This window comes from Denitromonas iodatirespirans (genome assembly GCF_018524365.1).
In the GTDB taxonomy this organism is placed as follows: domain Bacteria; phylum Pseudomonadota; class Gammaproteobacteria; order Burkholderiales; family Rhodocyclaceae; genus Nitrogeniibacter; species Nitrogeniibacter iodatirespirans.
This window is the reverse complement of record NZ_JAEKFT010000018.1, coordinates 87148-110489: the sequence shown is the minus strand read 5'-3', so window position 1 is coordinate 110489 and position 23342 is coordinate 87148. Positions and strand designations below refer to the sequence as shown.

General features: G+C 66.2%; 19 protein-coding genes. 16 read left to right on the top strand and 3 right to left on the bottom strand.

Annotation, left to right across the window (positions count from 1 at the left end):
- Positions 1-207 precede the first annotated feature (207 nt).
- Positions 208-1113, top strand: a complete 906-nt coding sequence (locus I8J34_RS15770) for a BRCT domain-containing protein (RefSeq protein WP_214362582.1) — start codon at positions 208-210, stop codon at positions 1111-1113.
- Between the two features lie 413 nt (positions 1114-1526).
- Here I8J34_RS15770 and I8J34_RS15765 read toward each other — a convergent pair whose 3' ends face one another.
- The 3 genes from I8J34_RS15765 to purM all read right to left on the bottom strand — a co-directional run bounded on the left by I8J34_RS15765 (position 1527) and on the right by purM (position 6846).
- Entirely contained in the window at positions 1527-4601 is a 3075-nt protein-coding gene (locus I8J34_RS15765) for an efflux RND transporter permease subunit (RefSeq protein WP_214362581.1), read from the bottom strand.
- Positions 4602-4613: 12 nt separating this feature from the next.
- A complete protein-coding gene (locus tag I8J34_RS15760) occupies positions 4614-5660 on the bottom strand; it encodes an efflux RND transporter periplasmic adaptor subunit (RefSeq protein ID WP_230411866.1) in 1047 nt (348 codons plus the stop codon).
- Between the two features lie 151 nt (positions 5661-5811).
- Positions 5812-6846: a phosphoribosylformylglycinamidine cyclo-ligase gene (purM, locus tag I8J34_RS15755; protein WP_214362580.1), complete on the bottom strand. Its 1035-nt coding sequence runs from the start codon at positions 6844-6846 to the stop codon at positions 5812-5814.
- Positions 6847-6980: 134 nt separating this feature from the next.
- Here purM and I8J34_RS15750 point away from each other — a divergent pair, with 134 nt between their 5' ends.
- The 15 genes from I8J34_RS15750 (at position 6981) to I8J34_RS15680 (ending at position 23339) form a co-directional block, all read left to right on the top strand.
- A complete protein-coding gene (locus tag I8J34_RS15750; protein ID WP_214362579.1) occupies positions 6981-8072 on the top strand; it encodes an AI-2E family transporter in 1092 nt (363 codons plus the stop codon).
- Positions 8069-8731 carry a DnaA regulatory inactivator Hda gene (gene hda / locus I8J34_RS15745; protein WP_214362578.1) on the top strand — a complete coding sequence of 221 codons (663 nt, stop codon included), beginning with the start codon at positions 8069-8071 and terminating at the stop codon, positions 8729-8731. Before I8J34_RS15750 ends, hda begins: the two co-directional genes overlap by 4 nt.
- Before the next feature lie 20 nt (positions 8732-8751).
- Positions 8752-9414, top strand: coding sequence for a histidinol-phosphatase (locus I8J34_RS15740; RefSeq protein ID WP_214362577.1), 663 nt, complete (start codon positions 8752-8754; stop codon positions 9412-9414).
- Between the two features lie 85 nt (positions 9415-9499).
- Positions 9500-10834 carry a polynucleotide adenylyltransferase PcnB gene (pcnB, locus tag I8J34_RS15735; RefSeq protein ID WP_214362576.1) on the top strand — a complete coding sequence of 445 codons (1335 nt, stop codon included), beginning with the start codon at positions 9500-9502 and terminating at the stop codon, positions 10832-10834.
- Positions 10831-11340: a 2-amino-4-hydroxy-6-hydroxymethyldihydropteridine diphosphokinase gene (gene folK, locus I8J34_RS15730; protein ID WP_230411865.1), complete on the top strand. Its 510-nt coding sequence runs from the start codon at positions 10831-10833 to the stop codon at positions 11338-11340. Before pcnB ends, folK begins: the two co-directional genes overlap by 4 nt.
- 58 nt (positions 11341-11398) lie before the next feature.
- Entirely contained in the window at positions 11399-12040 is a 642-nt protein-coding gene (locus tag I8J34_RS15725) for a deoxynucleoside kinase (protein ID WP_214362575.1), read from the top strand.
- 91 nt (positions 12041-12131) lie between these two features.
- Positions 12132-12947 carry a 3-methyl-2-oxobutanoate hydroxymethyltransferase gene (gene panB, locus I8J34_RS15720; RefSeq protein ID WP_214362574.1) on the top strand — a complete coding sequence of 272 codons (816 nt, stop codon included), beginning with the start codon at positions 12132-12134 and terminating at the stop codon, positions 12945-12947.
- 19 nt (positions 12948-12966) lie between these two features.
- On the top strand, positions 12967-13794 hold the full coding sequence (gene panC / locus I8J34_RS15715) for a pantoate--beta-alanine ligase (RefSeq protein WP_214362573.1): 828 nt from the start codon (positions 12967-12969) through the stop codon (positions 13792-13794).
- A gap of 96 nt (positions 13795-13890) precedes the next feature.
- The gene (locus I8J34_RS15710; protein WP_214362572.1) at positions 13891-14289 is read left to right on the top strand and encodes a putative zinc-binding protein; all 399 of its coding nucleotides are present in this window, start codon (positions 13891-13893) and stop codon (positions 14287-14289) included.
- A 125-nt stretch (positions 14290-14414) separates the two neighbouring features.
- Positions 14415-14858, top strand: coding sequence for a CBS domain-containing protein (locus tag I8J34_RS15705; protein ID WP_214362571.1), 444 nt, complete (start codon positions 14415-14417; stop codon positions 14856-14858).
- A 268-nt stretch (positions 14859-15126) separates the two neighbouring features.
- Complete coding sequence (locus tag I8J34_RS15700; protein ID WP_214362587.1) at positions 15127-15552, top strand: c-type cytochrome; 426 nt, start codon at positions 15127-15129, stop codon at positions 15550-15552.
- 35 nt (positions 15553-15587) lie between these two features.
- Positions 15588-16964 carry a cbb3-type cytochrome c oxidase subunit I gene (locus I8J34_RS15695; protein WP_214362570.1) on the top strand — a complete coding sequence of 459 codons (1377 nt, stop codon included), beginning with the start codon at positions 15588-15590 and terminating at the stop codon, positions 16962-16964.
- A gap of 212 nt (positions 16965-17176) precedes the next feature.
- The gene (locus I8J34_RS15690; protein ID WP_214362569.1) at positions 17177-19195 is read left to right on the top strand and encodes a TonB-dependent receptor plug domain-containing protein; all 2019 of its coding nucleotides are present in this window, start codon (positions 17177-17179) and stop codon (positions 19193-19195) included.
- 43 nt (positions 19196-19238) lie between these two features.
- Positions 19239-22868, top strand: coding sequence for a bifunctional diguanylate cyclase/phosphodiesterase (locus tag I8J34_RS15685; protein ID WP_214362568.1), 3630 nt, complete (start codon positions 19239-19241; stop codon positions 22866-22868).
- A 285-nt stretch (positions 22869-23153) separates the two neighbouring features.
- Positions 23154-23339 (top strand): ChaB family protein, encoded by a 186-nt coding sequence (locus I8J34_RS15680; RefSeq protein ID WP_214362567.1) that lies wholly within the window; start codon positions 23154-23156, stop codon positions 23337-23339.
- Positions 23340-23342: the final 3 nt, after the last annotated feature.

The window sequence follows — 23342 nt, the reverse complement described above, 5'->3', positions numbered from 1 at the left end:
TCCGCTTGACCGCCAGTTCCTTGAACTCGGCCGTGTATGCCTGCTTCGGTATCTTCATTTCTTGCCTTCCAAAAGTGACGTCGATTTTATGTCACCCTTGGCAGACGAAATTTCGGGGGAAGCTCACTACCAGTCTGGTAGGGTAGCCAGTCGTCAGCACACATACCCTAAGATCGCTCTTAGTCTGCCCCCTCGTTCGGAGGTTCAATGCATCCTGACCATTCCAGATACGCAAACTTTACGTCTCGAGCACGTCTTGAGAAGTCTGTTAACTCACTCCTCGGGTTGGTCGAAGGCATCACCATTGACTGTGCTATCAACCAATCAGAGATTGCGTTTTTGAATCTCTGGCTATCGGAACATGCGGATGTAAGCGATAGGCATCCCTACAACGAACTGGTCCCCGTAGTTCAGGCCGCGGTAGCTGACGGCGTACTCACGCGAGAAGAGCATGACGACATAGTCTGGTTATGCGAACGCCTTCGCTCAACTGAATATTTCGACGAAACAACGGCCGACCTCCAACGGCTACACGCCATACTCGGCGGGATCGTCTCAGATGGCCAAATTACCGAGGCAGAGTTAGAAGGCCTTTCGGGTTGGCTAACGGATCACGAGCATCTGAGAACTTGTTGGCCGTATGACGAAATCGACAGCTTGATCGTCGGCGTCATGAATGACAGAAAGATCGACGACCATGAACATGCGTTGCTCAAGAGCTTCTTCTCCGAGTTCGTTGCAATCATGGACGACAGAACCATAAATAGGCCCATCGTCTCTGACGGCACGAACATCATCGGCCTTTGTGCTGTGTGCCCGGAGATCGAGTTCACATCCTCGACGTTCTGCTTTACCGGAGCCTCCTCAAGGTACACGCGGAGCGAATTAGCAGCCACTGTTGAGCGCCTTGGCGGCACATTTGCACCCAACGTAACCAAGGGCATTAAGTATCTAGTCATCGGCGCTGATGGCAACCCTTGCTGGGCTTACGCATGCTATGGCCGCAAGGTTGAGAAGGCGGTCCAGCTCAGAAAATCTGGAGTTCGCGTACTAATCATTCACGAGAACGACTTTCATGACGCGGTGGCCGATGCCGGCCAACGACTTGCGTAAGGCTTGACTCGAACAACAGCATCAACGAAACGTGTCCGGTGTTGCCTGAGCGGGCGACGGCGAAGCCGAGCCCGCGCGCCCTTTCCCCTTCTGTACCGCCGAACGGAGCCCGTGACCGGCGGGAATTGTCGTGTCGCTGTTTGAGCCCGCAGGGCGAGTTTGCGACACGACCCGCCGGGCGCGGGCGGAGAGAGGGGACCGGCGCAGCCGGCGGTACAGTGGGGCGCGTTTTCTTGCTTACTTCTTTGTCGCGTGACAAAGAAGTAAGTCGCCCGCCGGGGCGAGACCCGGCCAACGACAGGTCACCGAAGGCAACAAACCCGAAACTCCACGCGGCGCGCCGAGAAGTTTCGTAGGGCGGGTTTCAACCCGCCATTGGCGTTGGAGGCACCGATGGCCGGTTGAAACCGGCCCTACGATTCGGCCGCCGCCGGCCCGGCCGCCCCGGCCGCCGTCCGAATCCGCGGCGCGATCAGCGTATACACGACCGGCACCACGAACAGCGTCAGCAGCGTGCCGAACGCGAGCCCCCCGACAATCACCCACCCAATCTGCTGCCGACTCTCGGCCCCCGCGCCGGTCGCCAGCGCCAGCGGAATGGCGCCCAGAATCGTTGCGCCGGTGGTCATGAGGATCGGCCGCAGGCGCAGGACGGTGGCGTCGGTGATGGCGGCGATCAGCGATTCGCCGCGTTCGCGTAGCTGGTTGGCGAATTCGACGATGAGGATGCCGTGGCGGGTGATGAGGCCGATCAGCGTGACCAGGCCGATCTGGCTGTAGACGTTGAGCGTGCCGCCGGTCATCCACAGCGCGGCGAGCGCGCCGGTCATGGACAGCGGGACGGTGAGCATGATGGTGAAGGGGTCGCGGAAGCTTTCGAACTGCGCGGCGAGCACCAGGTAGATGAACACCACGGCGAGGATGAAGGTGAGCAGCAGGCCGCCGGAGCTGATCTTGAATTCGCGGCTCTGGCCGTTGTAGTCGATGGCGTAGTCGGCCGGCAGTACGCGGCCGGCGATGGCTTCGAGCTCGGTGAGCGCTTCGCCGAGGGCGAAGTCGTCGGCAAGGTTGGCGGTGATGGTGACGGCGCGGCGCTGGGCGAAGTGGTTGAGTTCGCGCGGGGCGACCGATTCGTCGATGCTGACCAGGCTGGCCAGCGGGATCATCTCGCCGGAGGTGCTGCGCACATAGAGGTCGCGGATGTCGTTGGGGATGCTGCGCTCGGCCGCGGCGAGCTGGACGATCACGTCGTATTGCTCGGCGTCGCGCTTGAAGCGGGTGATCTGGCGGCCGCCGAGCAGCGTCTCGAGGGTGCGGCCGATCTGCTCGACCGATACGCCCAGGTCGGCCGCCTTGTCACGGTCGACCTTGACCGCCACCTCGGGCTTGGTGAGTTTGAGGTCGATGTCGGCGGCGATGAAGCGTGGGTCCTTGGCCATTTCCTGCAGCATCTGGTCGGCGACATCGGCCAGCTCGGTGTAGCTGGCGGAGGTGACGATGACCAGGTTGACCGGCTGCGAGCGGGCGCTCTGGCCGAGCGAGGGCGGTGTGACGGGGAAGGCGCGGATGCCGGGCACGGCCTGGAAGCCGGGCAGCAGGTTGCGGGCGATCTGCGGCGAGCGGGTGTCGCGTTCGTCCCAGTCTTTCAGCCCTCCGAAGGAGATGCCTTGCGAGACGGTGGGGCTGCCGGAGACGACGAAGTAGCGCGAGATGTCGGGCGTGTCGGCGTACAGGGCTTCGAGCTGGCGGGTGTAGCGGTCCATGTAGTCGATGGTGGCGCCTTCGGGGCCGCTGAACACGCCGATGACGAAGCCGCGGTCTTCGACCGGAGACAGTTCGGACTTGAGGGTGTCGAGCAGCCAGGCCGAGGCGCCGACCACCAGCGCGAAGACGAGCAGCACCAGCCAGCGCGCCTTGAGGGCGAGCCCGAGCACCCGTCGGTAGCCGTCGGTCACGCCTTGCAGCATGGCTTCGATGGCGTTGTAGACGCGGCCATGGCGGGTTTCGTGCTTGAGCAGCTTGGAGCACATCATCGGCGACAGGGTCAGCGCGACGAAGCCGGAGACGATCACCGCACCGGCCAGGGTCAGGGCGAACTCGATGAACAGCTTGCCGGTGCGCCCGGTCATGAAGGCCACGGGGGCGTACACGGCGGCCAGGGTGAGCGTCATGGCGACGATGGCGAAGCCGATCTCCTTGGCGCCGTCGAGCGCGGCCTGGAAGCGGCTCTTGCCCATTTCGAGGTGGCGGTGGATGTTCTCCAGCACCACGATGGCGTCGTCCACCACCAGGCCGACGGCCAGCACCAGGGCCAGCAGGGTGAGCGTGTTGATCGAGAAATCGAAGGCCAGCATCAGCGAGAACGCGCCGACCAGCGAGACAGGGATCGTCACCAGCGGCACCAGGGTGGCGCGCCAGTTACGCAGGAAGAAGAAGATGATGGCCACCACCAGCAGCACCGCTTCGCCGATGGTCTTGAACACGGCCTTGATGGAGCGGTCGATGAACACCGTGTAGTCGTTGGCGATGGTCACCGTCATGCCATCGGGCAGGCCTTCGGAGATGCGCGGCAGCTCGTCGTGCAGCGCCTTGGACAGATCGAGCGGGTTGGCGGTGGCCTGTTTGACGAGGCCCAGCGCCACCGCCGGCTTGCCGTTGAAGCGCGCCGAGGTGCGCTCGGAGGCGGCCGCCACCTCGACACGGCCCACGTCGCGCAGGCGCACCGGGTAGCCGTCGGCACCGATCGGCGCGCGCACCACCACCTGTTCGAACTGGCTCACGTTGCTCAGGTCGGTGCGTGCCACCACCGCGAACTCGCGCGACTGGCTTTCGATGAGGCCAGCCGGCACCTCGACGTTCTGCGCCCGCAGGGCGGATTCGACATCCTGCACGGTCAGCCCGTAGGCGGCCAAGCGGTCGCGGTCGAGCCAGATGCGCATGGCGTACTCGCGGTCGCCAAAGATGCGCACGTCGGCCGCGCCGGGCAGCGTCTGCAGGCGCGGCTTGACGATGCGGGCGGCCACGTCGGTCACATCCAGCGCCGAGTGGCGGTCGGATGAAAAGGCCAGGTAGATGATCGGGCTGGCATCGGCCTCGACCTTGGAGATGACTGGGTCGTCCACATCGTCCGGCAGGCGCCGGCGCACTCGCGAGACGCGGTCGCGCACGTCGGCGGCGGCGCTGTCGGGATCGCGCTCGAGGCGGAAGCGCACCGAGATCTGGCTCGACTCCTGGCGGCTGATCGAGGTCAGCACGTCGACGCCTTCGATGCCGGCCAGCGAATCTTCCAGCGGCTTGGTGACCTGGGATTCCATGATCGCCGGGCTGGCGCCGGTGTAACGGGTGCTGACCGTCACCACCGGCTCGTCGATCTTCGGGTACTCACGCACCGTCAGGCGGGTGAAGGACACCACGCCGACCAGGATCAGCACCAGCGACAACACGCTGGCAAACACCGGCCGGCGTACGCAGATGTCGGAGAGGATCATCGGGCGCCCGCCTCAGCGCGCGGCGGCGGGCGCGACCGGCGCCACCACCTTGACCGGCGCCCCATCGCGCAGCTTGATCTGGCCGGCGGTGACCACTTCGGCGCCTTCGCTCAGCCCCTCGGTGATCTCCACCGAGGTGCCCTGCCGCTGCCCCACCTTGACCGGCGTCTGCACCGCCTTGCCCTCGACCACGCGGTACACGAACTGCCCGGCCGCGGTCGGCACCAGCGCCTGCTCGGGCACCACCAGCGCCTCGCGCACCTCGCCCAGGCTCAGCCGCACGCGGGCGAACATGCCCGGCCGCAGCCGGCCGGCGCGGTTGTCGAGCGTGGCGCGCAGGCGCACCGCCCGCCCTTCGGCATCGACCAGCGGGTCGATCGCCGCCACGGTGGCGGTGAATTGCGCATCGGCCAGCGCATCGGCCCACAGCGTCACCTTCTGACCAACGCGCAGACTGGCGATGAGGCGCTCGGGCAGGCGGAAATCCACCTTGAGCGTATCGATGGCCTCGATGTTGACCAGGTCGGCGCCTTCCTTGACATAGTCGCCGATGCTCACCTGGCGGATGCCGACGATGCCGTCGAAAGGCGCACGCACCGTCATGCGCGCCAGGCGCGCGGCGGCCACCTGGTCGGCAGCTTCGGCCACGCGCAGCCCGGCACGGGCTTCATCCAGGGCGCGCTGGCTGACGAAGCGTTTGTTGAAGAGATCTTCGGTGCGCTGGAAGTTGGCCCGGGCCAGCGCCAGCGAGGCGCGTGCCTGTTGCTGCTCGGCCGACTGCACCGCGGCATCCAGGCTGATCAGCGCCTCGCCACGCTTGACCGGCCGGCCTTCGACGAACCCGATCTTGGCGATGCGCCCGGGTGTTTCCGGACGCAGGATCACCGACTCGGCCGAACGCAGGGTACCCACCGCGCTGACCTCGTCGCCCAGGCTCAGGCGGGTCACGGTATGGGCCTCGACCGCCGTCGGCTGTGCGCCGCCGTTTTGCGCCACCAACGGTCCGGCAGCACACACGGCCAGCAGGCCGACCAGCATCACTTTGTTCATCCAGCGCATGTTTCGCTCACCGATTCCGTCTCCAGCCGCCGAGGACAACCCTCCCCTCCGACCACGGCACCCGCCCCAAGTTGCCGGCCGCGCCGAAGGACATCTGCGTGCAAAGAAAACCCCGGGCCAGCCGGGGTTTCTCGACAAACGGAGAGGGCGATCAACACACCACCGTCGGCGCTTCGTCCGCCGCGCTGGCGCGGATGCGGCCGAGCTCGAACACCGTTTCGCCCGCGGCGCGCAGCTGCTCGGCCGCGGTGGCGGCATGCTCGCGCGCGACGATCACCACCATGCCGATGCCGCAGTTGAAGGTGCGGTACATTTCGTTGGCCTCGATGTTGCCCGCGCCCTGCAGCCACTGGAACAGCGGCGGCAGCTGCCAGGCATCGGCGCGCAGCTCGGCGGTGAGCCCTTCGGGCAGCACGCGCGGCACGTTCTCGAGCAGACCGCCACCGGTGATGTGGGCCATGCCCTTGACCATGCCGGGGTTGGCCTGCATCAGCGCCAACAGGGGTTTGACATAGATGCGGGTCGGCTCCATCACCACCTCGCGCAGCGCCCGGCCGTGGAAGTCGGCGTCCATGTTCGGTTTGGTCAGTTCGATGATCTTGCGGATCAGCGAGTAGCCGTTGGAGTGCGCGCCGCTGGAGGCCAGACCCAGCACCGTGTCGCCATCGACGATGCGCTCGCCGGTGATGATCTCGGCCTTCTCGACCGCGCCGACAGCGAAGCCGGCCAGATCGTATTCGCCGGCCGGGTACATGCCCGGCATCTCGGCGGTCTCGCCGCCGATCAGGGCGCAGCCGGCCAGCTCGCAGCCGTGGGCGATGCCCTTGACCACGTCGGCGGCGGTGTCGACATCGAGCTTGCCGCAGGCGAAGTAGTCGAGGAAGAACAGCGGCTCGGCGCCCTGCACCAGGATGTCGTTCACGCTCATGGCGACCAGATCCTGGCCGACGGTGTCGTGCTTGTTCAGCTCGAAGGCCAGCTTGAGCTTGGTGCCCACGCCGTCGGTGCCGGAGACCAGCACCGGCTGCTTGTACTTGCCGGAGAGCTCGAACAAGGCGCCGAAGCCGCCGATGCTGCCCAGCACCTCGGGGCGCATGGTGCGCTTGGCCATGGGTTTGATGCGGTCGACCAGCGCATCGCCGGCCACGATATCGACGCCAGCGTCGCGGTAAGTCAGGGCAGTCAAGGTCTTTCCTCTCCAGAATCGATGGCGCTGGCATGGTGGCCCGCTTGAGCCCGCCCACGCTTGCGACTACAGTACGGGGCAATTCGCCGGCCGGCCTGGCCGGCTCCCGCACCAAACCTCGCATTTTACAACGAATGACATCGCTTCGCGCCCGCCAAATGCAAACCGCCGCCTGGGTCGGCGTCGGCCTGGCCCTGCTCGTGCTGCTGTGGCTGCTGTCGCCGATCCTGGCGCCGTTCGCCATCGCCGCGGTGCTGGCCTATATCAGCGATCCGGCGGTCAACTGGCTGGTGGCACGCCGCCTGCCACGCGCCGCCGCGGTGTTGCTGGTGATCCTGCTGCAAGGCCTGCTGCTGTCGCTGCTGGTGCTGATCCTGGTGCCGATGGTGTATCGCGAGGCGGTGTCGCTGGTCACCCATCTGCCCGATCTGGTCGACATGCTCAACCAGCGCGTGCTGCCGCTCCTCAAAGAGCAGTTCGACATCACGCTGCAACTGGACGCCGCCTCGGTGCGCCAGTGGGTCGCCGAGAACTGGAGTTCGGCGCAGGATCTGCTGCCCGGCCTGCTGAAAAGGGCCACCACCGGCGGCATGGCGGTCATCGGCTTCTTCGCCACGGTGCTGCTGATCCCGATGGTGATGTTCTACCTGCTGCAGGAGTGGCCGCACATCATCAGCGGCATCCGCGCCATCATCCCGCGCCCGATGCTCGCGCGCAGCATGCGCATCCTCGGCGACATCGACGAGGTGATGTCCGAGTTCCTGCGCGGCCAGCTGTCGGTGATGCTGCTGCTGGCGGTGTTCTACAGTATCGGCCTGTGGCTGGCGGGGCTGCGCTTCGCGCTGCCGGTCGGCGTGATCACCGGACTGCTGGTGTTCGTACCCTTCGTCGGTTTCACCAGCGGGCTGATCCTGGCCCTGCTCTCGGCCCTGCTGCAAAACGCCGGCTGGCCGCCGATCATCGGCGTGGCCATCGTGTATGCCATCGGCCAGCTGGTCGAGAGCTTCATCCTCACCCCCTATCTCGTGGGCGAGCGCATCGGCCTGCATCCGCTGGCGGTGATCTTCGCCCTGATGGCCTTCGGCGAGCTGTTCGGTTTCGTCGGTGTGCTGGTGGCGCTGCCGGCCAGCGCCGCCTTGCTGGTCGGCCTGCGCGAGTTGCGCAGCGCCTACTTCGCCAGCCATGTGTATCTGGGCGACACCCCGCCGGAGGATCGCTCGGCATGAAGCAGCTGGCCCTCGACATCCGGCTCGACGCTCCGCCCACGCTCGACAACTACTTCGCCGGCGACAACGCCGCGCTGATCGCCGCCCTGCGCGCCACCGCCGAGGGCCGCGGCATGGGTCACCTGTATTTGTGGGGCGCCCCCGCCGCCGGGCGCAGCCATCTGCTGCGCGCCACCTGTGCGCAGGCCGCCGACGCCCGCTACCTGAGCGCGGCCGAGGTGGCCGAGCCGCTGCCCGACACGCCGGCGCTGCTGGCGGTGGACGATGTGCACCGGCTCGACGACACGGCCGCCGTCGCCCTGTTCAATGCCTTCAACCGCGCCCGCACCAACGGCCAGACCCTGCTGCTGGCCGGCGACGCCCCGCCGATGGGCCTCACGCTGCGCGAAGACCTGCGCACCCGCATCGGCCAGTGCCTGGGCTTCGAGATCCAGCCGCTCACCGACACCGCGCGCTCGGCCATCCTCAGCACCCTGGCCATCCAACGCGGCCTGCGTCTCGACGGCGAGGTGGTCAGCTACCTGATGCGCCACGGCCGACGCGACATGCCCAGCCTGCTGGCCACCCTCGAGGCGCTCGACCGCGCCTCCTTCGAGCGCAAGCGCGCCATCACCCTGCCCCTGCTGCGTGAAATGATGCTGGCCGGGCTGGTCATTTGATTCGACTCACGGAACCCACCATGGATCTCGTCCTGTTCGACCTCGACAACACCTTGCTGGCCGGCGATTCCGACTTCGCCTGGGCCGAATTCCTGATCGGCAAGGGCGTGCTCGACCGCGAAGTGTACGAAGCGAAAAACGTGCGCTTCTACGAGCAATACAAGGCCGGCACCCTCGATATCTTCGAGTTCCTCGATTTCCAGCTGGCCCCGCTGGCCCGCCATGACCGCGCCCAGCTCGACGCCTGGCACACCGAGTTCATGGATGTGGCGATCCGCCCGATGATCACCGCCAAGGCCCGTGCGCTGGTCGACCAGCACCGCGCCGAGGGTGCGCTGATGGCCGTGGTCACCGCCACCAACAGTTTCGTCACCGGGCCGATCGCCCACGCCTTCGACATTCCGCATCTGGTCGCCACCATCCCGGCGCAGGAGCACGGCGCCTTCACCGGCAAGCCGCGCGGCATGCCGGCCTTCAAGGGCGGCAAGATCGAGCGGGTCGAGGCCTGGCTCGAATCGCTCGGCCTGTACCTGGGCAGCTTCGACAAAACCTGGTTCTACAGCGATTCGCACAACGACCTGCCGCTGCTGGCCCGGGTGAGCGCGCCGGTGGCGGTCGATCCGGACGACACCCTGCGCGAGCATGCCCGGCTCCATGGCTGGCCGGTGATCAGCCTGCGCTGAGGGTGCGGGGCACATGCCGGCATAGGCCCGCGCTGCGCGCTGCGGTATGATCGCCGGCTCAATACAAAAACACACTGAATCCAAGATGATCCGTAAATTGCTGCGCAAGGTCTTCCGCCGCGCTGCACCGGGCCCTACCGGCGGCCCGGCCCTGATTCCCGCCACCATCCACGGCATTCCTCCCGAGCGGGTCTCGCCCGCCGCCCGCAAGGTGTGCACCGTCTTGCAAGAGGCCGGTTTCAAGGCCTTCATCGTCGGCGGTGCGGTTCGCGATCTGCTCGCCGACCTGACGCCCAAAGACTTCGACATCGCCACCAGCGCGACGCCCGAGGAGGTGCGCCGCCTGTTCCGGCGCTCGCGCATCATCGGCCGGCGTTTCAAGATCGTGCATGTGATGATCGGCGCCGAGATGATGGAAGTGTCCACCTTCCGCGCCGCGCAGGACGCTGCCAACACCTCGACCGACGAGCATGGCCGCATCCTGCACGACAACGTCTTCGGCTCGCAGGAAGAAGACGCCCTGCGCCGCGACTTCACGGTCAACGCGCTCTACTACGATCCGACCAACGAACAGATCCTCGACTACCACCACGGCGTAGCCGACCTGCAGCAGAAGACGCTGCGCATGATCGGCGACCCGAAGGTGCGCTACCGCGAAGACCCGGTGCGCATGCTGCGTGCCGTGCGCCTCGGCGCCAAGCTGGGCCTGACCATCGACCCGGCGGCCAGCCGGCCGATCCGCGAGATGGCGTCCCTGATGGACCACGTGCCGGCCGCCCGCCTGTTCGACGAGATGCTCAAGCTGCTGCTCTCGGGCCATGCCGTCAAATGCCTCAAGCAACTGCGCGAAGAAGGCCTGCACCACGGCCTGCTGCCCCTGCTCGACGTGATCCTCGAGCAGCCGATGGGCGAGCGTTTCGTCTGGGCCTCGCTGGAGAACACCGACGAACGGGTGCGCGAAGGCAAGCCGGTGTCGCCCGGCTTCCTGTTCGCCACGCTGCTGTGGCACGAAGTGCTGGCCAACTGGGAAGCGCGCAAGGCCCGCGGCGAGCACACCCACCCCGCGCTGTTCGAGGCCATGGACGAAGTGCTCAGCGTGCAGGGCGAAAAGCTCGCCATCACCCGGCGCATCGCCGGCGACATCAAGGACATCTGGGCACTGCAACCGCGCTTCGAGAAACGCGCCGGCAAGGCGCCCTTCCGCCTACTCGAGCAACCGCGCTACCGCGCCGGTTGGGACTTCCTGCGCCTGCGTGCAATCTCGGGCGAGATCGACATGGAACAGGTCGATTGGTGGCACAACTTTGCCCATGCCGGCGGCAGCGACCGCGAAAACATGCTGACCGAACCGGAACCTGGCACCACCCGGCGCCGGCGTCGGCGGCGGCGCAAGCCGGCCTCCGGCGGCGGCCAGTCGTGAGGTCGAGCGTTTTGCCGCAGATCACCGCCTTCATCGGCCTCGGCGCCAACCTGGGCGACCCGGTCAGCGCCATCGCCCACGGCTGCGAGGCGCTCGGCGCCCTGCCCGAAACCACGCTCGTCGCCCGCTCGGGCAACTACCGCAGCGCGCCGGTGGGCGTCAGCAACCAGCCCGATTACATCAACGCCGTGGCCCGCATCGAGACGCGCCTGTCGCCGATGGCGCTGCTGGTCGCCCTGCTGGACATCGAGGCCCGCCACGGCCGCACGCGCGAATTCGCCATGGCGCCGCGCACCCTCGACCTGGACCTGCTGCTCTACGGCGACCGGCAGATCGTCCTGCCCGGCCTGCAGGTGCCGCATCCGCGCATGCACCAGCGCGCCTTCGTCCTCGCGCCGCTGGCCGAACTCGATCCGGCCCGCGAGATCCCCGGCATCGGCCGGGTCGACAGCCTGCTGCCCGCGGTCGCCGATCAGGCGATTGCACCGCTGGAGCAGGCGACCTAAGATGGTCGCGCGGATGGCCCCGGCCATCCTTCCGAATTTCCCGCAGGCGCCCACAAGCATGCTCGACAAAGCCAAATTCATCGTGGTCGAAGGCCCCATCGGCGCGGGGAAGACCTCCCTCGCCCGCCGCCTCGCCCATCGTCTCGAGGCCGATCTGGTGCTGGAGCACCCCGAGCTCAACAGCTTTCTGCCGCGCTTTTACCAGGACATGACCCGTTGGGCGTTGCCCACGCAGCTGTCCTTTCTGTACCAGCGGGTCGACCAGCTCAAGCGGCTGGTGGCCGACGATGTGGCCGGCCGCCGGGTGGTCTCCGACTTCATTCTCGACAAGGACCCGCTCTTTGCCGAGCTGAACCTCGAACCCGAAGAATTCGCGCTCTACCGGCGCACCTACGACCTGGTGGTGCCGGCGCCCACGCCCAAGCCGGATCTGGTCGTCTATCTGCAAGCCAAGCCGGACACGCTGATCGAGCGCATCGGGCGCCGTGGCGTCGAGGCCGAACGGCCGATCACCTCGCACTACCTGGAACGCGTGGCCGAACGCTACGCCAAATTCTTCTACCAGTACGACGCCTCGCCGCTGTTCATCGTCGATGCCGAAGTGCTCAATCCGGTCGACCATGCCGACGATTTCGAACTGCTGATCGAGCGCCTGCGCGCCATGCGCAGCTACCGGGAGTTCTTCGGCTACGCCGCCTGACCCCTGCCCTGAACCGGTTACATTTGTGCAATACCGCTTGTGCAATGCAGCAGCTTGCGGTTTACTGCGCGCCGAGACAGAGAGAAGCGCCATGAGCTATCTACAGGACCAGAAACCCGTCACGCTGACCACCCTCGGCAAGATGCGCGCCGACGGCGAGAAGATCGTGATGCTAACCGGCTACGACGCGAGCTTTGCCGCGCTGCTGGAGCGTTGCGGCGTTGACGTCATCCTTGTCGGCGATTCGCTCGGCAATGTGTTGCAGGGCCAGAAAACCACCCTGCCGGTGACCATGGAGCACATGGTCTATCACACCGAATGCGTCGCACGCGGCTGTCACCGCCCCTTCATCGTCGCCGACATGCCCTTCGGCAGCTATCACGAAACGCCTGAACAGGCGATGCACAACGCGGCACGGCTGATGGCTGCCGGCGCGCAGATGGTCAAGCTCGAAGGCGGCGCCTTCATGGCCGACACCATCCGCTTCCTGGTCGAGCGCGGCGTGCCCGTCTGTGCGCACATCGGGCTGACCCCGCAGTCGGTCAACCAGCTCGGCGGCTATCGCGTCCAGGGCCGTACCGACGCCGGCGCGGCCCGCCTCAAGGCCGACGCCATCGCGCTCGAACAGGCCGGCGCGGCCCTGATGGTGATGGAGATGGTGCCCGCCGCCGTCGCCGGCGAGGTGACCCGCAGCCTGCAGTCGATGGCCACCATCGGCATCGGCGCCGGGGCCGATTGCGATGGCCAGGTGCTGGTGCTGCACGATCTGATCGGCGTCTTCCCCGGCCGCAAGGCACGCTTCGCCAAGAATTTCATGGAAGGTGCGCACAGCATCGACGAGGCGGTCACCCGCTATGTCGAGGATGTGCGCGCCGGCGTCTTCCCGGCGCCCGAACACTGCTACTGACCGGCTCTCAGGACTTCGCATGCAGATTCACACCACCATCGACAGCCTGCGCGCGGCCCGCCGTGCCGCCGGCCGGGTTGCCCTCGTGCCGACCATGGGCAATCTTCATGAAGGCCACATCACCCTCATGCGCCAGGCCGGCGAACGCGCCGACGCGGTGATCGCCAGCATTTTCGTCAACCGCCTGCAGTTCGGCCCGAACGAAGACTTCGAGAAGTATCCGCGCACCCTCGAGGCCGATTGCGAAAAGCTCGAGGCGGCCGGCGTGGCCCACCTGTTCACGCCCACCGAAAGCGCCATGTATCCGGTGCGCCAGACCTACCATGTGGACCCCGACCCGATCCAGGTCGCCACGCTCGAAGGCGCCTTCCGCCCCGGCCACTTCCGCGGTGTCGCCACCGTGGTGCTCAAGCTGCTCAACATCGTCCAGCCCGATGTGGCCCTCTTCGGCAAGAAGGACTACCAGCAATTGATGGTGCTGCGGAACATGGTCGCCCAACTGGCGATTCCGGTCGAGGTGCTGCCCGGCGAGACCGTGCGCGCCGACGATGGCTTGGCACTGTCCTCCCGCAACCGCTATCTGTCGACCAGCGAGCGCGAAGAGGCCGCCCGCCTGTACCGCTGCCTGTGCCGTATCCGCGATGCGATCCGCGCCGGCGAACGCAACTTCGATGCGCTCGAACGGGCGGCGATGGGCGAGCTGGCCACGCATCGCTGGCAGCCGGACTATGTCGCCGTGCGTCGCCAGAGCGATCTGCAGTCGCCGCAAACGCCGTCCGATGCCCTGGTGGTGCTGGCCGCCGCGCGCCTCGGCAGCACGCGCCTGATCGACAACCTGGAAATCTGATCGCCCACGGTTGACCTGAGTCAGCGATCCCGAGCACGGATTCGGGCACCATCCGGGGTGTCGGCTCATCGAGCTGCCTGATCCGGAATTCATGCCATGCTCCGCGTCTGCCATCCTGATCGACCGCTGGTCTACGCCTGCTCGGGCTGCACCACCGCCGCGCAGATGACCAACTACCTGGCGCTCAAGCTCGACCGCCTCGGCTTGGCCGAGATGTCCTGCGTGGTAGGGGTCGGCGCAGGCATCTCCCACCTGCTGCAGCTCGCCCGCTCGGGGCGTCCGATCCTGGTGCTGGACGGCTGCCATTTGGCCTGCGCCCGGCAATGCCTGACGAACCAGGGCATCGCACCCGATCGCCATCTGGTCATGACCCGCCTCGGCGTCGGCGCGCAGCGCTACCGCGATCTCGACCCCACCGAAGCCGAAGCGGTCGCCGCCCAGGTGGTCGAAGCGGCGAGCGAACTGGTGTCGAAGACCGCCTCCCTCTCCGCCTGAACCCACCTCGGCACTTGCGTGTTTGCCGGCTTCGTAACAAGCTAGCGGCTGTGGACGGCCGGCGGCCGGACGAGCTGCCACGCCATACCGTCAGCATCACGCCAATTCAGGAGGGAGAACAGACGATGACCACCACCGTGCAACAGGTGCTTGAACAAAAAGGCGCCGTCACCCATGCCGTCACGCCGGACGCCACCGTCATCGAAGCGCTGGCCCTGATGGCCGAGCGCGACATCGGTGCCGTGCTGGTGCTCCAGGGCGAACAGATGGTGGGGATCTTTACCGAGCGGGACTACGCCCGCAAGGTTGCCCTCAAGGGCTTGTCGTCCAAGGACAGCCGCATCAAGGATCTGATGACGCCGAACGTGTGCACCATCACCCCGTCCCACACCATCGACGAGGTGATGTCGATCATGACTCAGAACCGCTTCCGCCATCTGCCGGTGGTCGATCACGGCAGGATCTGCGGCATCGTCACCATCGGTGACGTGGTCAAATCGGTCATCGCCGAGCACGAGGCCACCATCCAGCAATTGTCTAGCTATATCGCCGGCGACATCAGCACCTGAACCGGCACGCCGTATCACGCCAGCGGCCCGCCTTTGCGGGCCGTTTGTTTTTCGGTTCGACCTTCGCCCCACCACGACACACGCATCGCCCGATGCGCTGCCCGAAGCGCCAGGATTCTCCAAAACCCAATAACCACAAGGGTTTCAGGGGAATTTCATGGAGCGCTTATCCCTCGCCGAGTTGACTCGCATCAATGCCGTCGCGCGGACGGACGCGCACCATGCGCCCCAAGCTGTGCTGTACAGCGATATCCAATGGGGAGGCTCCATGAGCGGTACATTTACCAAATCCATGGCGCGAAACATCTTTTACGGGGGTACGGTGTTCTTCGCCCTCCTGTTTCTCGCGCTGACCTTCGACACCATGAAGGAGGTTCCAAAGCGGGATAACCGCGCCAACCTGACCGAAGCAGTGATCAATGGCAAGAAGCTGTGGGAAGTCAATAACTGCATCGGCTGTCATACGCTGCTGGGCGAAGGCGCCTACTTTGCACCGGAGCTGGGCAACGTGTATCCCCGCCGCGGCCCGGAGTTCATCAAGGCCTGGATCCAGTCGCAGCCGACTGGCGCTCCCGGACGTCGCCAGATGCCGAACTTCGGCTTCACCGACAAGGAGTTGGACGATCTCGTGGAATTCCTGAAGTACAGCTCCGAGATCAACACCGCCAACTGGCCGCCCAACATCGAAGGCTGATCACGGCTATCTGACGAAATCTGAGGAGATTTAACATGCAATACAAATCCCAGGCCGTCGCGAAGCCGTATTTCATTGCGGCCATCGCGCTCTTTACCGGACAGATCCTGTTCGGCCTGATCATGGGCCTGCAGTATGTGGTCGGTGATTTCCTGTTCCCCTACATTCCGTTCAACATTGCACGGATGGTGCACACCAACCTGCTGATCGTGTGGCTGCTGTTCGGCTTCATGGGCGCTGCCTATTACATGATCCCGGAAGAAACCGAGACCGAGCTGTTCTCGCCAAAACTGGCCATTGCCATGTTCTGGATCTTCCTGGTCGCCGGGGCGCTGACCATCGTCGGCTATCTGGCACTGCCCTACGCCAAGCTGGCCGAGCTGACCGGCAACGACCTGCTGGCCACCATGGGACGCGAGTTCCTGGAGCAACCACTGATCACCAAGGTCGGTATCGTCATCGTTGCACTCGCCTTCCTCTTCAACCTCACCATGACCATGCTGAAGGGTCGCAAGACCGCCATCAGCCTGGTGCTCATGCTGGGTTTGTGGGGTCTGGCGATCTTCTTCCTGTTCTCCTTCTACAACCCGCACAACCTGGTGCTGGACAAGTTCTACTGGTGGTGGGTGGTTCACCTCTGGGTGGAAGGCGTGTGGGAACTGATCCTCGGCGCGCTGCTGGCGTTCGTGCTGATCAAGGTGACGGGTGTCGACCGCGAAGTGATCGAGAAGTGGCTGTACGTCATCATCACGCTGACGCTGATCACCGGCATCATCGGGACGGGTCACCACTACTTCTGGATCGGTACGCCGGAGTACTGGCAGTGGTGGGGTTCGATCTTCTCCGCCCTGGAGCCGATCCCCTTCTTCGCCATGACCGTCTTCGCCTTCAACATGGTCAACCGTCGTCGCCGCGACCATCCGAACAAGGCCGCCACCCTGTGGGCCCTCGGTACCGGTGTGATGTCCTTCCTCGGCGCCGGCGTGTGGGGCTTCCTGCACACCCTGGCTCCGGTGAACTACTTCACCCACGGCACGCAGATCACCGCGGCTCACGGTCACATGGCCTTCTACGGTGCCTACGCCATGGTCGTGCTGTGCATCATCAGCTACGCCATGCCGATCCTGCGCGGTCGTGCGGCCAACAGCAACAAGGCCCAGGTGCTGGAAATGTGGAGCTTCTGGCTGATGACGGTGTCGATGGTCTTCATCACGCTGTTCCTCACCGCCGCCGGCATCCTGCAAGTGTGGCTGCAGCGCTTCAGCGACACGCCGATCTCGTTCATGGCCGCCCAGGACCAGATCAGCCTGTTCTACTGGATGCGTGAATGGGCCGGGGTGGTGTTCCTGATCGGTCTCGTGATCTACATCACCAGCTTCTTCATCAAGGGTGAAACCAAGGCCGCCGCGTAAACACGCGCCGACCCGTTGCATCCGAGGGCGACCCGTCACTGGGTCGCCCTTCTTCTTTCCTGGCCCGAACACGGGCCGACGAACCTCAAGTTTCCGCGCCCCCCGCCGCTATGTGGACAGCGCAATTCGGAACCTGAACGCGACGTCCCGACGCCCCCGTCCACGGATGGGCCGATCGAGACAACGCCCCCACTCGACCAAGCCCCTGCCCCATGCCTCGATCCCGCCATACTCCGATCCAGGGCGCAGTGCGCCTGTGCTGCCAAACCATCGGGGTGATCTGGCTGAGTCTTGCCGCCCCGTCGGCATCGGCGGCCGCGCTCTCGCCGGAGCAATTGCTCGACGCCGACATCGACACGCTGATCCAGATCGAGACCGCTGTCGATGCCGGCCGCTTTCCGCAGAAACGGATTCACGCCCCCACACGGGTCACCATCGTCACCGCCGAAGACATCGAAGCCTACGGCTATCGCACCCTGGCCGATGTGCTGCGCAGCATGCGCGGCCTGTTCACCACCTACGATCGCAACTACCACTACCTGGGCACCCGCGGCTTTGCACGACCGGGCGACTACAACACCCGGGTGATGATCCTGATCGATGGCATGCGCCTGGCCGACCCGGTTTATAACCAGGGGTCGATCGGCAGCGACTTTCCGGTGGACATCTCGCTGATCAAGCGGGTCGAATTCCTGCCCGGGCCCGGCTCCTCCGCCTATGGCAACAATGCCCTGCTCGGCCTGATCAACATCGTCACCCGCGATCCGGTCCCGACCGACAGCCAGCAGATCCGCGTCGAGGCCGGCAACAACGGGCGGGCCGGCCTGCAGGTCACGCTCGACCGGCTGCTCGCCCCATCCGCCCGCCTGATGCTGTCGGCCAGCCGCGTGCGCAGCAGCGGCGCCAACCACTACTACCCCGAATTCGACGCCCCATCGACCAATCACGGGCGCGCCGAAGGCCTGGACAGCGAGGCACGCAACAGGCTGTTCGCCAAGTTGCTGCTCGACCAGTGGCACCTGCAGCTGATCGCCAGCCAGCGCGACAAGGGCGTGCCGACCGGCTCGTTCCAGCAGCAGTTCAACGACCGGCGCAGCCGCACCGAAGACGACTACCTGATGGTCTCGGCGGCGCGCACCCTCCGCCTGTCCGACGACTCCTCGGCCAACATCCGGGCCAGCTACAGCCGCTACGACTACACCGGCCACTATCCCTACGACTACCCGCCGGTCACGCTCACCGAAGACCGCGGTCTGGGCGAGCAGATCGGCCTCGAAGCGAGCTGGATCAGCCAGGCCATCGACCGGCACACCCTGCGTGTCTGGGGTGAAGTCTTCTACGACCGGCGTATCGAGCAGAGCAACGTCGACCTCGATCCCTACCAGAGCTACCTGCAAGATCGGCGCCAAGGCCGCCACTGGGGCTTCTTCGCCGAAGACGAATTCCGCTTCGCTCCGCGCTGGCAACTCAATCTCGGCATGCGCTGGGACCGCCAATGGACCGGCAACATCACCGCCCACCCCCGCCTGGGCTTGATCCATCTGCTCAGCGACAGCACCACGCTCAAACTGCTGTATGGCAGTGCCAGCCGCGCGCCGACGGCCTACGAGCGCTACTACGCGATCGACGGCTTCAATGTCGCCAACCCCGACCTCTCGGCTGAAACCATCCGCACGCTCGAAGCCGTGTACGAATACCAGACCGACGGGCTGCGCCTGTCCGGCTCGGCTTTCCGCTACCGCATCAGCGACCTGATCGACAGCGTGACCGACCCGAACGACGACACCGTCAGCTTCCGCAACGTCGCGCAGGCCACGGCACACGGCATCGAGCTCGAAGCCGAGCTGGCCCGCGCCAACGGCGACCGCCTCGGCCTGAGCTACACCTGGCAGCGCAGCGTCGACGACGGCACCGGCAAGGCGCTCACCAACGTGCCGCGCCACATGCTCAAGGCCAACTGGCTGGCCTACTGGACGCCGCGCCTGCAGTCCGGCCTCGAGGTGCAATACGAAAGCCGGCGCGACACCCTCGAAGGCGGCCATACCGGCGGGCGCACCCTGGTCAACCTGAGCCTGCTCAGTCGCCACCTGCCGGGCGGCGCCACCCTGCGCGCCAGCCTGTTCAACCTGCTCGACCGCCGCTATTCCGAACCCGCATCGCTCGACCATGTCCAGCACCGGCTGGCGCAGGATGGCCGCAGTCTCGGCGTGGTACTGACGTGGCCGCTGTGAGATGCATGGCGAGTGGCCGCCCCTCGCCAGGCCCGCGCTCGCCATGGCCCGACGCTTGAACCTCCGCCGCATGCCGCTGAGCATGCGAGTCGCCGTCGGCGCCGTCACGCTGATCTTGTTGGTATCGCTCGGCCTGGTCCAGCATATGGCCGCCGACCAGCGCACCCAACTCGTCGGCGGTCATCATGCTGCGCTGGGCAAGGTCATCGAGTACAACGGCGGCACCTTGCGCAGCAGAATCGACGACGCCCGCCGCTCGACCGCCTTCCTGGCCGATGTGCCGGCGATATCGGGCCTGGCTCGCGCCCTGAAGAACGACGCCAGCGACCCGCTTGGCGACAGCGCCCTCACCCACTGGCACCAGCGCCTGGAACAGATCTTCTCGCGCTACGCGGCCAGCAATCCCAACTATCTCCGGATCCGCCTGGTCAGCGCCGACACGCCATACCGTGAGTTGATCCGCGTCGAACGGCGGGGGGCCGCCGTCATCATCATCCCCAGCAACGCCCTGATGACCGATCGCGACGCCGGCTTCATCCACCAAACCACTGCGGCCGGCGTCGGCGAAGTCTCGGTGTCGCCGCTCACGCACGCGGCCATCGCCGGCGGGACGCCCGCCGAGGCGACGTTCCGGACCGCCACGCCGGTCATCACGCCAGCGGGCGACACCTTCGGCATCGTCGTCGTCGATGTCGCCTTCGAACCGCTGACGAGCGCCATCCTCGACAACCTGCCCGACCAGGTCAGCGCCTATCTGGCCGACGAAGCCGGCCACTACCTGCATGCCCCGGGCCTGCCCCGCACGCCGGCCGAAGCCGACCCCGGGGCCACCTGGTTTGCGCAATTCCCGCAACTGGCGCAGGCTACCGACAAGGCCGCGCAGCGGCCGACGGTGGTCGCCTTCGACGGCCGCGACGGGCCGGCCTGGGGCATCGCCCGCCGCATCCACTACGATCCGCTGCACCCGGAACGCTACCTGACCCTGTTCTACACCCTGCCCGAGCGTGTCGTCACCGAGGGCGCGGCGCACTCCGAAGCCACCCTGGCGGCCGGCGTGGTGTTCGGCGCCCTCCTCATCGCCGCCTTGCTGGTGTGGACGATCCGGCGCGCCTTCAGCCCGCTGGAGCAACTGGCCCGCGCCGGCGAGGCCATGGCACGCGGTCGCTACGACACGCCCCTGCCCGATCTGGCCGACAGCGAGCTGAGCGGGCTGGGCCGGGCCTTCACCGCCATGCAGGTCAACATCGCCCAGCGCGAAGCGGAATTCCGCGCCGTCACCGCCACCTCGCCGGACGCCTTCTGGGCCCTCGACATGAGCGGCCGCATCGTCGATGCCAACCGCGCCTGCGAACGCCTGCTGGGCTATTCACGTGCCGAGCTGCTCGCGCTGCGCATGGCCGATCTGGAGGCCGACAAATCGCCCGAAGAGGCGCTGCTCCAGATCCACGACATCGTCACCGGCGGGGGCGGCGGCCTGATCGCGACCGAGTACCGGCGCAAGGACGGCACCCGCGTGCCGGTCGAAATCACCGTCAGCCACTGGCCGATCGCCGGTGGCCGGCTGTTCGGCTTCGTGCGCGACATTACCGAACGGCACCGGGTCGAGGCGGCGGTGCGCCACAGCGAAGCGCGCTACCGCCTGCTGTTCGCCAACAGCCCGCAACCGATGTGGCTGTTCGACGAGAACTCGCTGCGCTTCATCGACGTCAACGACGCCGCCATCGCCCACTACGGGTTCAGCCGCGAGCAGTTCCAGCAGATGCGGCTGATCGACCTGCATCCGGTGCGCGACGTCCCGCGCCTGATCGCCGCCTTGAGCAACACCCCGACCGGCCGCATGTCCGGCGAGTATCAGCATCGCACCAGCGACGGCCGCATCATCGATGCGGTGATGTGGACCGAGCGGATCCAGACCCAGGAGCAGCCCGAACGCATCGCCCTGATCCAGGACGTGACCGAGCGCAAACGCACCGAACAAAGCCTGCGCCTGCATGCCAACATCTTCGAGCGCGCCGGCGAGGCGATCGTCATCACCGACACCCACAACCGCATCGTCAGCGTCAACCCGGCCTTCACCGCGCTGACCGGCTACCAGCTCGACGAGGTCATCGACCGCGACCCGAAGATCCTCGCCTCCGGCGCCACGCCGGCCGAGGTGTATCGCGGCATGTGGGCCGCGCTGCAGGACACCGGCTTCTGGCAAGGCGAACTGATCGATCGGCGCAAGGACGGCAGCACCTACCCCAAATGGGCGGCGATCTCGGTGATCCGAAACGACGGCGGCGAGCTGACGCACTACATGGCCAGCTTCACCGACATCAGCGATCGCAAAGCCGCCGAAGAGCGCATCCAGTACCTCGCCCACCATGACGACCTCACCGGCCTGATCAACCGCTACAGCCTGGAGAGCCGCCTCAAGCAAGCCATCCACATGTCGCGGCGCGAAAAGCACCACCTTGCCGTCATGTTCATCGACATGGATCGCTTCAAGCTGATCAACGACACGCTCGGCCACCATGTGGGCGACCGCCTGCTGCAGCAGGTCGCCCAGCGGCTGCGCCAGTGTGTGCGCGAGAGCGACATCGTGGCGCGGCTGGGCGGCGACGAATTCGTCGTCGTCACCACCGCCATGAGCGCCGCGGCCGACGCGCTGACGGTCGCGCGCGACATCCGCGAATCGCTCGCCCGCCCCTACCCGCTCGACGGCACGCCGATGCATTCGAGCCCGAGCATCGGCGTCGCCGTGTTCCCCGACGACGGCTCCGACACCGACACCCTGATGAAGAACGCCGACACGGCGATGTACCACGCCAAGGAACAAGGCCGGAACAACGTGCAGTTCTTCACCCCGGCCATGAACACCGCCGCGGCCGAGCGCATGGCGCTCGAGACCGAACTGCGCGCCGCACTCGAGGCGCAGCAATTCGTGCTGCACTACCAACCGCAGGTCGACACCCACAGCGGCCAGCTGACCGCCGTCGAAGCGCTGATCCGCTGGCAGCATCCGGCACGCGGGCTGGTCCCGCCGATGGCCTTCATCCCGGTCGCCGAAGAAACCGGCATGATCGAAGCCATCGGCGCCTGGGTGCTCGACGAAGCCTGCGGCCAGCTGGCGCAGTGGCGCGCCGAGGGCATCCGGATCGCCCGCATGGCCGTTAACCTGTCGGCCTGCCAACTGCGCGCCGCCGCCTTGCACGACCAGGTGAGCACGGCGCTGACACGCCACGGGCTCGGCCCCGGCGATCTGGAACTGGAGATCACCGAGAGCACCGCCATGGCCAACCCCGAACACGCCATCGCGCAACTGCATGCCCTGCGCAGCATCGGCGTCCGGCTGGCGATCGACGATTTCGGCACCGGCTACTCCTCGCTGGCCTATCTCAAGCGCCTGCCGATCCAGACGCTCAAGCTCGACCGCAGTTTCGTGCGCGACATCGAAACCGATCCCAACGACGCCGCCATCAGCGCCGCCACCCTGGCGCTGGCGCACAGCCTGGGCCTGAAGGTGGTGGCCGAAGGCGTCGAAACGGAAGGCCAGCGCCACTTCCTGGCCACCCACCGCTGCGATCAGCTGCAAGGCTACATGTTCGGCAAACCCGAACCGGCCGATGTCTGGCGCCAGCGCTGGCGCGCCACTGCCGCACCGCACCGCCCGGAAGCCCAGACGCCATGATCCGCGCGTGTCGTTGCGGCGGCACCAAGACGTAGAGCGCCCGCCTCGCGGCGCGCGATATCCCCGACAGGCGTCATGGCGGGAACTTCCGGCACGCGGATCCGATCCCTCTTTGAAAAGGCCCCGAGCGGCAGGGAGATCCCCCCGCAGGGCCCCGCCAGTTCGACGCTGCGCCCCGCAGAAGCGACCGTCCGCAGCAAGTGCGAAGCACATGCCGGGCAAGGGCCATCGGCCCGGCACACATCCTGGACCATGACCGGCGCCCGAGCGCCGAGGAGACAGGCCATGCCCTATTCATCGATCAGCGACCTGCCCGACGAGCAGGTCCAAAAATATACGCAGCACCAGAAGAAAGCCTTCCTCAAAGCATTCAACAACGCCTGTGAGCAATACGGTGGCGACGAAAGCAAAGCTTTTGCCGTGGCGCATCATGCCGCCCAACAGGCGGGCGAGAACGCCAAGGATGCTTGAGCC